Source organism: Candidatus Brevundimonas colombiensis (genome assembly GCA_029202665.1).
Classification (GTDB): domain Bacteria; phylum Pseudomonadota; class Alphaproteobacteria; order Caulobacterales; family Caulobacteraceae; genus Brevundimonas; species Brevundimonas colombiensis.
On the sequence record CP119326.1, the window covers coordinates 1,401,878 to 1,414,505 of the forward strand.

Below are 12,628 nucleotides of genomic sequence, written 5' to 3' on the forward strand. Positions count from 1 at the left end.
CCCTAGCGCCGACCGCGCGGCGGTCGGCTGCTTGAGTGGCGTCCGAAAAGGGATCGAACAGGCTCACGCCGCTCCCGCCAGTTTCGCCTCGGCGTCGTCCCGCGCCTGCGGGTCGCCGACGTGCATCCAGTCGCCGTTCAGAACGCAGCCGAACAGGCGACCCTCGGCGGCCGACTTGCGCCACAGGGGGCTGAGGGAGAAGGCGCCCTCGGGGCCGGCGTCGGCGTATCCGGGGCGGGTGATGTGGACGCCCATATAGGCGAAGGGGGCGGACGGGGCGTCGCCGCGGAAGGTCAGGCGGCCATCGTCAGAAAGGAAGACATCGCCGTCGCCCTCGAAGCCGATGGAGCCTTCGCGGCGGGCCAGCAGCAGGGCGGCGTCCATCGTTTCGGGGTTCCACAGGCGGATCAGGTCCGCGAGCGCATCGCCCCGGTCGATCCAGACGCTGTCGATATTGGCGACGAAGACCGGCGCGTCGCCCAGCAGGGGACGGGCCTTCTTCAGGCCGCCGCCGGTCTCCAGCAGTTCGGCCCGTTCGTCGGAGATGAGGATGTCGGGGCCGCGACCGCGCGCCGCCAGATGGCTTTCCAGCCGGTCGGCGAACCAGTGGACGTTGACCACCGCCCGTTCGACCCCGGCCTCGGCCAGCCGGTCCAGGACATGGTCGATCAGGGCGCGGCCGCCGACCTCGACCAGAGCCTTTGGCCGGTCGTCCGTCAGGGGACGCATCCGGGTGCCCAAGCCAGCGGCCAGCACCATGGCCGTTTTGGGCGCGATCTTCGGGGCGGTCATGCGCGAACCTCGGCAGGGACGTGGCGGTCGAACCAGCGGGCGACGGGCGCCAGCGACGGCTGGTCCAGATTGGCGTTCAGATGCCGCCACATCCGGGGCAGGAACTGGCGGTAGCGCGGCTTGCCGTCGCGGGCGATCAGACGGGCGAAGATGCCGATGATCCGCGCCTGGTTCAGCGCCGCCAGCCCCGCGTAATCGGCCATGAAGCCCGCGCGGTCCACGCCCGGACGCAGGGCGAAATAGCGGTCCAGCGCTTCGGCCTCCAGCGCGGGCGAAACGTCCCGCCGCGCGTCCTGAAGCAGAGAGTGCAGGTCCCAGGACGGGTGGGCGCGCACCGCGTCCTGAAAATCGATCATGCCGACGCGCGCGGCGCCGTCGCGCTCGGGCAGCCAGATCAGGTTCTCGGCGTGATAGTCGCGGTGGGCCATGACCGAGGCCCCGGCCGCGCCCGAGGCGACGAGGGGCGCCCAGGCGGCGCGCCAGTCGGCGATGGCGGCGGCGTCGAAGCGGACACGCTCGTCCAGCTTCGGCAGCCAGTCGACGAACAGGTCGGCCCCGCCCTGAAGCGCCGTCTCGTCATAGGTCAGCAGGGGCCAGTCGCCGCCGGGGCCGTGCAGGGTCTCGGGCGGATCGCCCGCCGCGTGCAGGACGGCCAGGGCTTCGATGGCGGCCAGATAAAGCGGTGTCTCGTCCGCGCCTTTCTCGATGACGCGGGCGAACAGGGCGTCGCCGAAATCCTCCAGCACGGCCAGACCGTTCGGCGCATCGAGGGCCGGGATTTCGGGGGCGGATAGGCCCAGGGACTTCAGATGGGCGGCGACGGCGGCGAAGGCCTCGATCCGTCCGGCCGACAGGCGGGCGACGGCGTTCCAGCCCGCCGCGCGACGCTGGTCCGGCGTCCACGACGGATCGCAGGGCGGGCTTTCGGCGGCGGGCGCCTGGTCCATCAGCATCAGGGTCGGGCCGGTCGCGGGCGTCAGCCGTTCGTACCGCCGCGTGGAGGCGTCGCCGGGCAGGGGGGCGCGCACGGCCTCGGACAGGCCGGCGGCCTTCAGGACGTCGAGACGGAGGGTTTCGCGGTCAGGGACGGACATGGTCGATCAGGGTTTCCCACCGGCCTGCGCCGGAAACGGTCGCAAGGCGGCCGTCGCCCTGCTCGGAAAGGACGACGACCAGCCGGTCGGGCCCCAGGAAGGGGCCGGGATCGTCGCCCAGCCGTTCGGGCCATTCGATGACGGCGCAGCCTTCGTCCAGCGCCTCGTCCAGCCCGATCTCGAACGCCTCTTCGGACCGGGTCAGGCGATAGAGGTCGAAATGGGCGACGGGCGGATCGCTGTCGTAGAACTGGACCAGGGTGAAGGTCGGCGACGGCACATCCTCGTCCGGCGTGGTCAGGGCGCGGATCAGGCCGCGCGCCAGGGTCGACTTGCCCATGCCCAGCGGGCCGTACAGCAGGACGCTGTCGCCGGGCGCCAGCAGGGGCGCGATGATCTGACCCAGACGGGTCGTGGCCTCGGCGTCGGGCAGGGCGATCTTCATGCGAACACCGCGTCAGGATCGGCGGCCAGGGTGCGTTCGGTGAAGGTCTTCAACGCCTCGGTGGCCCTGGCGGCGTCCACGTCCAGCCGGTCGGCGGGGATGGGCAGGCCGACATCGACGCCGAACGGCTTGCCCGCCTTGTTCAGCAACTCGTGAAACAGGGTCACGTCGCGCAACTCCTGCGAGACCTTGTCGAACAGGTGGAACAGGCGGCTGTAGGGGCCGGTGACGTGCATCGGCACGACCGGCGCATCGTATTTGCGCGCCATCGACGCGGCGGTCGGCGCCCACTCGGGATCGGTCAGGACGCCGTTCTGCTCGCGCGCCAGACGACCGGCGGGGAACATGACGACGCAGCGTTCGGACTCGAACGCCGCCTTGGCTGCGTTCAGGGTGGCGCGGGTCTTTTCCCGGGTGCGTTTGTCGGTCACCCATTCGACGGGGATGATGGTCTCGTCCAGCCGGGGCGAGACGCGGATGGCGTCGGCGTTGGCGAAAAAGATCATGTCCTTGCGCCGCTGTTTGATTGCATCGAAGACGGCGACCCCGTCGGCGATGCCGGTGGGATGGTTGCACACCACGACGCAGCGGCCGGTCGCGGGCAGGCGGTCCAAATGGGTCGTCGTCACCTTCAGCCTCAGCAGGTCGGACACATGGTCGAAGGTCCCGGCCCCCGACAGCGGCTGTATCGCGTCGGCCATCCGCACCGCCGCCCCGTAGCCCAGCACCCCGTAAAGCGCCGGACGCACCACGGGCCACAGCGGCGAGGCGGTCAGCCGCGGCGCCCGCTCGGCGATCAGCACATCGACGATGTGCGGCTGACGTCGGACGGGGAGGGAGACTGAATCCATGGAAGACCGCTTGTCGCCGGTTCGGTCCAAAGGGGCAAGATGCGCGATCTCCACCTCCGTTCACGGCAACTTTCGCCCGAGGTGCGGCGGTGCTACGCCTTGCCGCAGCAAGATTTCCGAGGAAGAGCTTGATGCGCCACCGTTCCCTTCTGTCCGCCGCCTGCGCGAGCATCGCCTTGTCGGGCGCCCTGATGGCCGCCGCGCCTGTTTTGGCGCAGGTTCCGGCCGCGCCGCAGCCGGCGGTTCCGGCGACGTCGGACGCCTTCACCTATCAGGACATGATCTCGGCCAACCGGCTGGGCGATCCGCAGGTTTCGCCGGACGGGCGCTATGTCGTCTATTCGGTGACGACGACGGACGTGGCGGCCAACAGCCGTTCGGGCAGCCTGTGGATGCTGGACCTGAACACGCCGGACGCCGCGCCGCGCCGGCTGGCCATCTCGGACCAGGGCGCCAACACCGCGCGCTGGGGCGGGGACGGCAATCTGTATTTCCTGTCGGGCAAGTCGGGGGCCAGCCAGGTCTGGCGCGTCGCCTCGCCCACGGCGGCGCCGGTTCAGGTGACCAATCTGCCGCTGGACGTGAACGCCTATCGCGTCAGCCCGACCGGCGACAAGGTGGCGGCGTCCCTGGCCGTCTATCCGAACGCGGCCGACCTGAACGCCTCGGTCGAGATGGGCAAGGCGATGGCCGACCGGAAGTCGACCGGCCAGGTCTATGACCGCATGTTCGTTCGCCACTGGGATACGTGGAACGACCACACCCAGAACCATCTGTTCGTCCAGTCCATCGGCCGCGACGGTAAGGCGACGGGAACCCCGGCCTGGGTGACCAAGGGTTTCGACGGCGACACACCCTCCAAGCCGTTCGGCGACGAGAGCGATTTCGTCTTCACCCCGGCGGGCGACGCCGTGGTCTTTTCCGCGCGTCTGGCGGGCCAGACCGAGCCGTGGAGCACCAACTTCGACCTGTGGAAGACCAATGGCCTGTCTGGCGACGGGACTTTCACCAATCTGACGGCGGACAACAAGGCCTGGGACGCCGGTCCGGTGTTTTCGCCCGATGGACGCACCCTGGCCTATCGCGCCATGGCGCGGCCGGGCTTTGAAGCGGACCGCTATCAGATCGTGCTGATGGACGTGGCGACGGGCCAGAAGCGCGAGATCGCCTCCAACTGGGATCGGTCGGCCGATACGCTGCAATGGTCGCGCGACGGCCAGACCCTGTACACGACCGCCGGCGACGTCGGCTCGACCAGACTGTTCGCGGTGGACACGCGCAACGGCGTGGTGACGCCGATCACGGGGCCGGGCCACGTCTCGGCCTTCCAGCAGACGGCCTCGGGCTTCGTCTTCGCCCAGGACAGCCTGCGCGAGCCGGGCGACCTGTATTTCAAGACCTATCTGGGTCGCGAGACGCCCCGTCGCCTGACGCAGTCGAACCCCGCCCTCGCCGCCAAGGCGTTCGGCGACTATGAGCAGTTCAGCTTCCCCGGCTGGAACAATGAGACGGTCCACGGCTATGTCATCAAGCCGGTCGGCTATGTCGAGGGCCGCAAATATCCGGTCGCCTTCCTGATCCACGGCGGGCCGCAGGGCTCGTTCGGCGACGGCTGGTCCTATCGCTGGAACCCCGAAACCTATGCGGGCGCTGGCTATGCGGTGGTGATGATCGATTTTCACGGCTCGACCGGCTACGGCCAGGCCTTCACCGACGCGATCAGCCAGCACTGGGGCGATCGCCCGCTGGAGGACCTGAAGAAGGGCTGGTCGGCGGCGCAGGCCAAATACGGCTTCCTGGACGGCCAGAACGCCTGCGCGCTCGGCGCCTCGTATGGCGGCTATATGATCAACTGGATCGCCGGCAACTGGCCCGACGGGTTCAAGTGCCTGGTCAACCATGACGGTGTCTTCGACACCTTCGCCATGGGGTATTCCAGCGAGGAGCTGTGGTTCACCGAGTGGGAATACGGCGGCGCGCCGTGGCGCAATCCCGAGGGCTATCAGAAGTTCAACCCGGCCAATCACGTCGACAATTGGAAGACGCCGATGCTGGTGGTTCAGGGCGATCGCGACTTCCGCATCCCGACCGCGCAGGGGCTGTCGACCTTCACCGCCCTGCAGGGCCGCAACATCGACAGCCGCCTGATCGTCTTCCCCAACGAGAACCACTGGGTGCTGAAGCCGGCCAACAGCCTGCAATGGCACAATGAGGTGTTCGGCTGGCTGAACAAATATCTGACGCCGGCGCGCTGATCCGGCTTTTGAGCGGACAAGGAAAGAGGGGCGCGGTCGGCCGACCGCGCCCCTCTTTTTTCGCCTCGAAACGAACGGCCTAGAGCGCGGCGCGCTGGACCGGCGGGCCGGCGAGGCGATTGTATTGATGGGCGGTCATGCAGCGCGGCGTGGCCCAGCGCTGGCCCGTCTGGCGCGCGGCCAGGGCCTCTTGGGCCGTGACGAACGACGGCGTCGCCCCATAGGTCTGTTGGTAGGCGCGACGCGCCTGCGTATCGCCGGCGCAGACCATGACGGTCTGAAGCGTCTCGGCGCGCAGGGTCTGGCGCGACACCTCGCGCGGCGAATGGGCCAGAGCCGGGGCGGCCGAAGCCATCAGGGCGGCGGCGATCAAGGCGGGCGTAGCGAAACGGATCATCGGAAACCTCCTCCATTTCCCGAATTAACATCAGGACTCGGATGAAATATGCGCCGATATTTTCAATTGTAAAGAATATACGACAGATAAGCGTCAAATCCGCGACGTGGGACGCCTTGTTGACGTTGCGGCGCCAAACCGCCGGTGGTGCGTTTGCTCCTCAGGTTGGAGGCGGGCGCTTGGTGAAACCCCTGAATTGGCGAGACTTTGGATCGGGCGTTCACCGTCGCGCCGTGGCCCCGGCCGCCGCGAGGGCGCGGGCCTGGCGCGATTGGGTGCGTCAGAACGATCCGGTCTATGCGGCGGCCCGCCATCCCGGCGCGGCCGAGAAATGGGCGTTGGGATTGGTTCTGGGGCTGATGCTGGCGGTCGCGCTGTTCCTGGCTCTGTTCGACTGGAACATGCTGCGCGGACCGATCGGCCGCTGGGCCTCGGCCAAATACGACCGCCAGATCGCCCTGACCGGCGACCTGGACGTCAATCTGTTCAGTTGGACCCCTTCGGCGGTGGTGCGCGGCCTGAAGATCGGCGGCCCGGACTGGGCGCGCCAGCAGGACACGGCCGATGTGGACGAGATCCACGCCTCCGTACGGCTGAGAAAACTGTTGGCGGGCCAGATCGAGATGCCGCTGCTCCGCTTCACCCGGCCCAAGGTGGTGCTGATCGCCAGCCGGGACGGCCGCAAGAGCTGGGACCTGAACCCGAACAAGCCCGATACCGGCGAGGGGCTGAAACTGCCGGTCATCCAGCAACTGGTCATCACCGACGGTCAGCTGTCCTTCAACGAACAGAGGCGGGAGATGACGCTGCAGGCCGCCGTCAACGCCCATGAGGCGACGAGCGGGGTGGCGGGCTTCCTGCTGGAGGGGCGCGGCACGGTCCACGGATCGCCGCTGACGCTGAAGATCGAGGGCGGTCCCTTCATCAACATCCGCCGCAACCGGCCCTATCGGTTCGAGGCCGAGGTCAGCGGGGCGGGATCGTCCCTGACGGCCAAGGGGGCGATCACGCGGCCGTTCGATCTGGGCCGGTTCGACGCGACCCTGACGATGCAGGGACGCGATCTGTCGGACCTGTATCTGCTGACCGGGCTGACCCTGCCCAACACCCCGCCCTATCGACTGTCGGGGGCGCTGAACCGCAACGAGAGGGTCTGGACCTTCAAGGATTTCGACGGCCGGGTCGGGGCGTCGGACCTGTCGGGCGAGGTGCGGGTGGACGCCGCCCAGCGCCTGAGGGTGGACGCAGACCTGCGCTCGCGGCGGCTGGATATCGACGATCTGGCCGCCGTCCTGGGCGCGCGGACCCGCACCAATGCGGCGGGCACCAATACAGAGGCCCCGGTCGTGGCAGGGGGCAGGCTGCTGCCCGACGCCAAGCTGCAGACCGAGCGGCTGCGCACCATGGACGGGTCGCTGACCTATCGCGCGGCGGCGGTGAAGGCGAATGCGTTCGACGTGCGCGCGGTCGATCTGGGCGCCGATCTCAAGGACGGCGTTCTGAAGCTGGATCCCATCAGCTTCAACTTCAATCGCGGCGCATTGAACGGCACGGCGCGAATCAATGCGACCCGGGACACCCCCTACAGCGCCGTCGATCTGCGGCTGGCCGGCTATCCGCTGGAATCGATCATCCCCGCGCGCAACGGCTCGGTTCCGCTGAGCGGGCGCGCCCTCGGCCGGGCGCGGCTGGAGGGGCCGGGCGCCTCGATCCACGACTTCGCCGCCGCGTCCAAGGGGTCGATGAGCCTGGTGGTCCCCAATGGGCGGATGCGCGCGGCCTTCGCCGAACTGTTGGGCATCAACGCCAGCGCGGGCCTGCTGAAGCTGCTCAGCGGCGATCAGTCCGAGAGTCAGATTCGCTGCGCCGTGGCCGATTTCAACGTCAGCGGCGGCACGGCGACGGCCCGCACCTTCGTCATCGACACCGACGTCGTCCTGGCCCAGGGCAAGGGGTCGATCGACCTGGGGGCCGAGACGCTGAACCTGCGTATCGAAGGCGAATCCAAGAAGCCGCGCCTGCTGCGCCTGTGGGCGCCGATCACCGTGTCCGGGGCCTTGAGCGCTCCCAGGGTCGGGGTCGATGTCGGCAGCGTGGCGGGCCAGGGCGGGTTGGCGGGTCTGCTCGGCGCCGTGGTGGCGCCGGTGACGGCCCTGTTCGCCTTCGTCGATCCCGGTCTGGCCGAGGACGCCGACTGCGGTCGTCTGATCGCCGGCGCACGATAGGATGCCGCTTCGCATGACGACCGAATCGGCGCGCCGGACGTATTGAGGCCTATGGACCATCACGCATGACCCGCCGCGGCCTGTTCGCACCCGCCCTGGGGTTCGTCGCCGCGGCCTGTTCGCCGCTGAACCTGTTGAACGCCCTGGGGCCGCGCGATCCCGGCGTGCGGCGCGTCGCGCGCGACATCGCCTATGGCGACGATCCCCGCCAGCGCATGGACCTCTACGCCCCCACGGCGCCGGGGTCATATCCGACCCTGGTCTTCTTTTATGGCGGCGGCTGGGATTCCGGCTCGCGAGACCAGTATGGCTGGGCCGCCCAGGCCCTGGCGGCCCGGGGATTCGTTGTGGCCTTGCCGGACTACCGGATCGTGCCCCAAGTCGTCTTCCCGGCCTTCATAGAGGATGCGGCGGCGGCCACGGCCAGGGCGGCCGAGGTCGTGGGCCAGTACAGCGGCGATCCCGCCCGGCTGGGCGTTCTCGGCCATTCCGCCGGGGCGCATCTGGCGATGATGATCGCCCTGGACCGACGCTATATGGCCGCCGTCGGCCAACCCGGCCTGATCAAGGCGGCGGCGGGCCTGGCCGGACCCTATGACTTCCTACCTCTGGATGTGGCGGCGTCCAGGAACGCCTTCGGCCGCGCCCCGGACCCCACATTGACCCAGCCCGTGACCTTCGTGCGGGCCGACGCCCCGCCGATCTGGCTGGGCCACGGCACGGCCGACACGGTGGTCCACGATGAGGACACGATCATCCTGGACGAACGGATGCGGGCCGTCGGCGGACGCTCGGAGGCCAAGCTGTATCCCGGCCTGGACCACGCCGACCTGATCGCGACCTTCTCGCCCCTGTTCCGCAAGAAGGCGACGGTCCTGGCCGATGTGACGGGGTTCTTCCATCGGCAGCTGGGCTGAACCGACGACGAGTGGTGCGGGCGGCCGGGGTCGAACCGGCACTCCTTTCGGAACTGGATTTTGAATCCAGCGCGTCTACCAATTCCACCACGCCCGCAGCGGAAGGACCGCCTCATGCCACAAGGGCCGAGGCCGCGTCCAGCGCAACCTTACGCCACGACCTCGACATGGCTGTCCAGGCGGCCGGCCTGGACGCGGCGGGCGCGGATGTACATTTCGACGCGCTGCATGACGATCAACGCCATGGCGAAGACCAGGAAGGCGTCGGTGACGGCCATGGCGTTCAGATGCCACTGGGCGGCGTGGCCCTCGATCAGGTCGCGCAGCAGCGACCGGCCGGCGAACAGGGCGACCAGCAGGATCAGGCCCAGGGGCGAGGCCTGGGCCATCAGCACGCCGTTCGGCTCGCGCTCGATGGTGACGGTCTTGCCGCGATACCAGCCGACTATCCCGCCCAGCACGCCGCCGACGGCCAGAACCGCCCAGGCGTCGGGCCCGAACGGCGCATGCGTCGTGTTGGGGTTCTGCGTCATGCCCCACAGGCCCAGACCGATCAGAGGCAGGACGATGGCCGGCATGATCCACAGGAACTGCGGCTTCAACACCCGCTTCCTGCGGTTCTTCAGCAGCACCACCACCAGCATGATCGGGATCATGAGCAGCGGGATCAGTTTTTCAGGCGGCACGACGTCTCTCCCCAAAGACCTTTTCGGCCCCTTCAGGCCGCTGCGATCAGCCTAGCGCCGTCAGCCCGCACTGGAAAGCGGGGCCACGGTCTGTTCGATGGCGCCGAAGATCGTGTGGTTGCGGTCGTCCAGCATTTCGATCCGCACGGTGTCGCCGTGCTTCAGGAAGGGGGTTTCGGCGGCGCCGCGCAGGATCGTCTCGACGGTGCGGACCTCGGCGATGCAGGAATATCCCAGACCGCCTTCGCTGACCGGCTTGCCGGGGCCGCCATCGGCGTCCTTGTTCGACACGGTGCCCGAACCGATGATCGTGCCGGCGCCCAGCGACCGGGTCTTGGCCAGGTGGGCGATCAGGGTTCCGAAGTCGAAGGTCATGTCGACGCCGGCGTCGGCCTTGCCGAAGTCTTCGCCGTTCAGCTGGACCGTCAGTTCGCCGTGCAGCTTGCCGTCTTTCCAGCGGTCGCCCAGCGCCTCGGGCGTGACCAGGACGGGCGACAGGGCGCTGGCGGGCTTGGACTGGACAAAGCCGAAGCCCTTGGCCAGTTCGGCCGGGATCAGATTGCGCAATGACACGTCGTTGACCAGGCCGACCAGGCGGATGGCCGCCAGCGCCTCCTCGCGCGTCGCCCCTTGCGGCACGTCGCCGACGACCACGACGATCTCGGCCTCCAGGTCGCAGCCCCAGGCCTCGTCGGCCAGGGGGATGGCGTCGCGGGGCGACAGGAAGCCGTCGGAGCCGCCCTGATACATCAAGGGGTCGGTCCAGAAGCTGGCGGGCATTTCCGCCCCACGCGCCTTACGAACCAGCTCGACATGGTTCACATAGGCCGAGCCGTCGGCCCACTGATAGGCGCGAGGCAGGGGCGAGGCGGCGTCGCGTTCGTGAAAACGACCGCGCGGCACGCCCTCATGCTCCAGGCTTTCTGCCAGGGCCTGAAGCCGGGGGCCGCAGGTGTCCCAGTCATCCAGCGCCGCCTGCAGCGTCGGGGCGATCAGGAAGGCGTCGGTGAACCAGTTCAGGTCCTGAGAGACGACCACGAGGCGGCCGTCGCGGCCGTGCTTGAGCGAGGCGAGTTTCATGACCAAGGCCTAGACCGGATTTGCGGGATTGGGAACCGGCCGGATCAATCGGCCGCCGTCAGCAGGGCGCGGGCTTCGGCCCCCGCCGCTGAGCCTGGGCGGGCGGCCCGGTCACGCACCTCGACCTCCACGATCACCCCGCCTTCCGGCTCTATCGCCCAGAGGTAGCGCCGCTCGATCTCGACCGTGCGGCCGGAGGGGGCGAACCCTTCGTAACTGTCGCCCCAGGGCGTGATCTTCTTCACCTCGACGAAGGGCATGGCGCAGGCCGCGTCCAGCTCCTCATTGGCCATCAGGGTCAGTTCATCGTCGGGTGCGGGCATGGGATCAGCTTAAAGAAAATCAGAGTGGGCGCTATTGCGCGGCGCCGCAAAATGAGGCGGTCCGGCGCTCATATTGCATCTGGCGGGGGGCTGGACGGCGACGTCTTTGTTCAGCAGGCGCGCGCTTTCACTGCCCCGGCTTCAGCTTCGATGATGCAGCCGCTTCCACACCTGATAGCCGATGATCGGGGCGAAGCCGCAGAGGAGGGCGGCGATCAGGACCAGCCAGAAGCCGCCGCCCAGCCAGTATTCGCCCGCCAGGGCCCCGGCGCCGGCCGCGAGGACCGGGCCGAGCCAGGGCAGCCATGTCGGCGGCCGCATCCGCATTCAGGCGTCGACCTTGATGACGCCGCGACGGATCTGGTCCAGTTCGATCGAGTCGAACAGGGCCTGGAAGTTGCCGTTGCCGAAGCCCTCGTTGCCCTTGCGCTGGATGATCTCGAAGAAGATCGGGCCGAAGGCGTCCTGGGTGAAGATCTGCAGCAGCAGGCCCTCTTCGTCCGAACCGTCGATCAGGATGCGGTTCTTGCGCATCCGCTCCACGTCCTCGCCGTGGTTGGGCAGGCGTTTGTCGATCAGTTCGAAATAGGTCTCGATGGTGTCCTGGAAGTCCACGCCGCGCTCGCGCATGGCCTCGACCGTCTCGAAGATATTCTGGGTGGTCAGGGCGATGTGCTGGATGCCCTCGCCGTTGTAGCGCCGAATGAACTCCTCGATCTGGGAGTTCTCGTCCTGGCTCTCGTTCAGGGGGATGCGGATGGCGCGGTCGGGCGCAATCATGGCCTGGGAAAACAGGCCCGTCGCCTTGCCCTTGATGTCGAAATACTTCTGCTCCTCGAAGTTGAACACCGAGCCGTAGAAGCCCGACCAGGTGCGCATCTGGCCGCGACGGACGTTGTGGGTCAGGTGGTCCAGCACTTCCAGCCCGACGTTGTTCTTGCGCTCGGCCTCTTCCCAGCCCTCGATCTCGTCCCAGGCGTCATACAAGGAGCCGGCGTCGCCATACTGGTCGATGACATAGAGCAGCGAACCGCCGATGCCTTCCAGGATATAGGGATAGTCGTCGCCCAGCGCCCCGCCGTCGACGCCCTGGGCCGGCTTTGCGCCGCGCTCGACCGCGCCCTCATAGGCGGCCTTGGCGTCGGTGGTGCGGAAGGCCATGCCGTTGGCCGACGGACCATGGTCGCGGGCGAAGTCGGCGGCGTGGGCCGCTGGCGAACGATGCACCAGGAAGCTGATGTCGCCCTGTTTCAGGCGCACCACGTCGGTCCTGGGGTTCACATGCGTCTGGGTGAAGCCCATCGTCTCCAGGCGCGCGATCATCGCCCTGGGCTCGGGCCCGGTGAATTCGACGAATTCGAAACCGTCGACGCCGAGGGGGTTGTCCTGGTCAAGCTGTTCGATCTGGGTCTTGGTCATGTCGTTCATGGCGCGTCTCCCGCACGGATTTTGAGGCGGACTTAACCGAAAGGGGCCGCCGATTGGCGCGGAACCTAGTCGGGGAAGGCGACGGAGCCAAGACGAAGCCACGGGGACGTGATGACCCGTCCCGGCGCAAGGAGC

At 68.2% G+C, this 12,628-nt stretch carries 13 protein-coding genes and 1 tRNA gene; 3 read left to right on the forward strand and 11 right to left on the reverse strand.

Annotation, left to right across the window (positions count from 1 at the left end; translation table 11 throughout):
• Window positions 1-63 precede the first annotated feature (63 nt).
• Genes P0Y50_06700 through P0Y50_06715 form a run of 4 tightly spaced genes read right to left on the reverse strand, consistent with a single transcriptional unit; the run spans window position 64 to window position 3,182 of the window.
• Entirely contained in the window at window positions 64-759 is a 696-nt protein-coding gene (locus P0Y50_06700) for a nucleotidyltransferase family protein (protein ID WEK41538.1), read from the reverse strand.
• Window positions 760-788: 29 nt separating this feature from the next.
• Window positions 789-1,886, reverse strand: coding sequence for a phosphotransferase (locus P0Y50_06705; protein WEK41293.1), 1,098 nt, complete (start codon window positions 1,884-1,886; stop codon window positions 789-791).
• A complete protein-coding gene (gene tsaE / locus P0Y50_06710) occupies window positions 1,873-2,331 on the reverse strand; it encodes a tRNA (adenosine(37)-N6)-threonylcarbamoyltransferase complex ATPase subunit type 1 TsaE (protein ID WEK41294.1) in 459 nt (152 codons plus the stop codon). Before tsaE ends, P0Y50_06705 begins: the two co-directional genes overlap by 14 nt.
• A complete protein-coding gene (locus P0Y50_06715) occupies window positions 2,328-3,182 on the reverse strand; it encodes a 1-acyl-sn-glycerol-3-phosphate acyltransferase (protein ID WEK41295.1) in 855 nt (284 codons plus the stop codon). The genes tsaE and P0Y50_06715 overlap by 4 nt, the downstream gene beginning before the upstream one ends.
• A gap of 131 nt (window positions 3,183-3,313) precedes the next feature.
• Here P0Y50_06715 and P0Y50_06720 point away from each other — a divergent pair, with 131 nt between their 5' ends.
• Entirely contained in the window at window positions 3,314-5,437 is a 2,124-nt protein-coding gene (locus P0Y50_06720; GenBank protein WEK41296.1) for a S9 family peptidase, read from the forward strand.
• Window positions 5,438-5,516: 79 nt separating this feature from the next.
• Here P0Y50_06720 and P0Y50_06725 read toward each other — a convergent pair whose 3' ends face one another.
• A complete protein-coding gene (locus tag P0Y50_06725) occupies window positions 5,517-5,834 on the reverse strand; it encodes a hypothetical protein (protein WEK41297.1) in 318 nt (105 codons plus the stop codon).
• Window positions 5,835-6,016: 182 nt separating this feature from the next.
• On the opposite strand from P0Y50_06725, the gene P0Y50_06730 reads away from it, so the two are divergent.
• On the forward strand, window positions 6,017-8,059 hold the full coding sequence (locus P0Y50_06730) for an AsmA family protein (protein WEK41298.1): 2,043 nt from the start codon (window positions 6,017-6,019) through the stop codon (window positions 8,057-8,059).
• A 65-nt stretch (window positions 8,060-8,124) separates the two neighbouring features.
• Complete coding sequence (locus tag P0Y50_06735; protein ID WEK41299.1) at window positions 8,125-8,976, forward strand: alpha/beta hydrolase; 852 nt, start codon at window positions 8,125-8,127, stop codon at window positions 8,974-8,976.
• A 12-nt stretch (window positions 8,977-8,988) separates the two neighbouring features.
• On the opposite strand, the gene P0Y50_06740 is transcribed toward P0Y50_06735, so the two are convergent.
• The 6 genes from P0Y50_06740 to hppD form a co-directional block, all read right to left on the reverse strand.
• A tRNA-Leu gene (locus P0Y50_06740) sits at window positions 8,989-9,073 on the reverse strand.
• Window positions 9,074-9,125: 52 nt separating this feature from the next.
• Entirely contained in the window at window positions 9,126-9,662 is a 537-nt protein-coding gene (locus P0Y50_06745) for a DUF1453 family protein (protein WEK41300.1), read from the reverse strand.
• Between the two features lie 60 nt (window positions 9,663-9,722).
• Complete coding sequence (locus tag P0Y50_06750; GenBank protein WEK41301.1) at window positions 9,723-10,742, reverse strand: fumarylacetoacetate hydrolase family protein; 1,020 nt, start codon at window positions 10,740-10,742, stop codon at window positions 9,723-9,725.
• Window positions 10,743-10,786: 44 nt separating this feature from the next.
• Entirely contained in the window at window positions 10,787-11,065 is a 279-nt protein-coding gene (locus P0Y50_06755; protein WEK41302.1) for a hypothetical protein, read from the reverse strand.
• Window positions 11,066-11,206: 141 nt separating this feature from the next.
• Window positions 11,207-11,386: a hypothetical protein gene (locus tag P0Y50_06760; protein WEK41303.1), complete on the reverse strand. Its 180-nt coding sequence runs from the start codon at window positions 11,384-11,386 to the stop codon at window positions 11,207-11,209.
• Between the two features lie 6 nt (window positions 11,387-11,392).
• The gene (gene hppD / locus P0Y50_06765; GenBank protein WEK41304.1) at window positions 11,393-12,493 is read right to left on the reverse strand and encodes a 4-hydroxyphenylpyruvate dioxygenase; all 1,101 of its coding nucleotides are present in this window, start codon (window positions 12,491-12,493) and stop codon (window positions 11,393-11,395) included.
• Window positions 12,494-12,628: the final 135 nt, after the last annotated feature.

Bases quoted from the DNA above. Each gene is read 5' to 3' on its own strand.
- P0Y50_06700 (WEK41538.1), bottom strand. From the start codon at position 759: ATGGTGCTGGCCGCTGGCTTGGGCACCCGGATGCGTCCCCTGACGGAC.
- P0Y50_06750 (WEK41301.1), bottom strand. From the start codon at position 10,742: ATGAAACTCGCCTCGCTCAAGCACGGCCGCGACGGCCGCCTCGTGGTC.
- tsaE (WEK41294.1), bottom strand. From the start codon at position 2,331: ATGAAGATCGCCCTGCCCGACGCCGAGGCCACGACCCGTCTGGGTCAG.
- P0Y50_06755 (WEK41302.1), bottom strand. From the start codon at position 11,065: ATGCCCGCACCCGACGATGAACTGACCCTGATGGCCAATGAGGAGCTG.
- P0Y50_06760 (WEK41303.1), bottom strand. From the start codon at position 11,386: ATGCGGCCGCCGACATGGCTGCCCTGGCTCGGCCCGGTCCTCGCGGCC.
- P0Y50_06725 (WEK41297.1), bottom strand. From the start codon at position 5,834: ATGATCCGTTTCGCTACGCCCGCCTTGATCGCCGCCGCCCTGATGGCT.
- P0Y50_06705 (WEK41293.1), bottom strand. From the start codon at position 1,886: ATGTCCGTCCCTGACCGCGAAACCCTCCGTCTCGACGTCCTGAAGGCC.
- P0Y50_06720 (WEK41296.1), top strand. From the start codon at position 3,314: ATGCGCCACCGTTCCCTTCTGTCCGCCGCCTGCGCGAGCATCGCCTTG.
- P0Y50_06735 (WEK41299.1), top strand. From the start codon at position 8,125: ATGACCCGCCGCGGCCTGTTCGCACCCGCCCTGGGGTTCGTCGCCGCG.
- P0Y50_06715 (WEK41295.1), bottom strand. From the start codon at position 3,182: ATGGATTCAGTCTCCCTCCCCGTCCGACGTCAGCCGCACATCGTCGAT.
- hppD (WEK41304.1), bottom strand. From the start codon at position 12,493: ATGAACGACATGACCAAGACCCAGATCGAACAGCTTGACCAGGACAAC.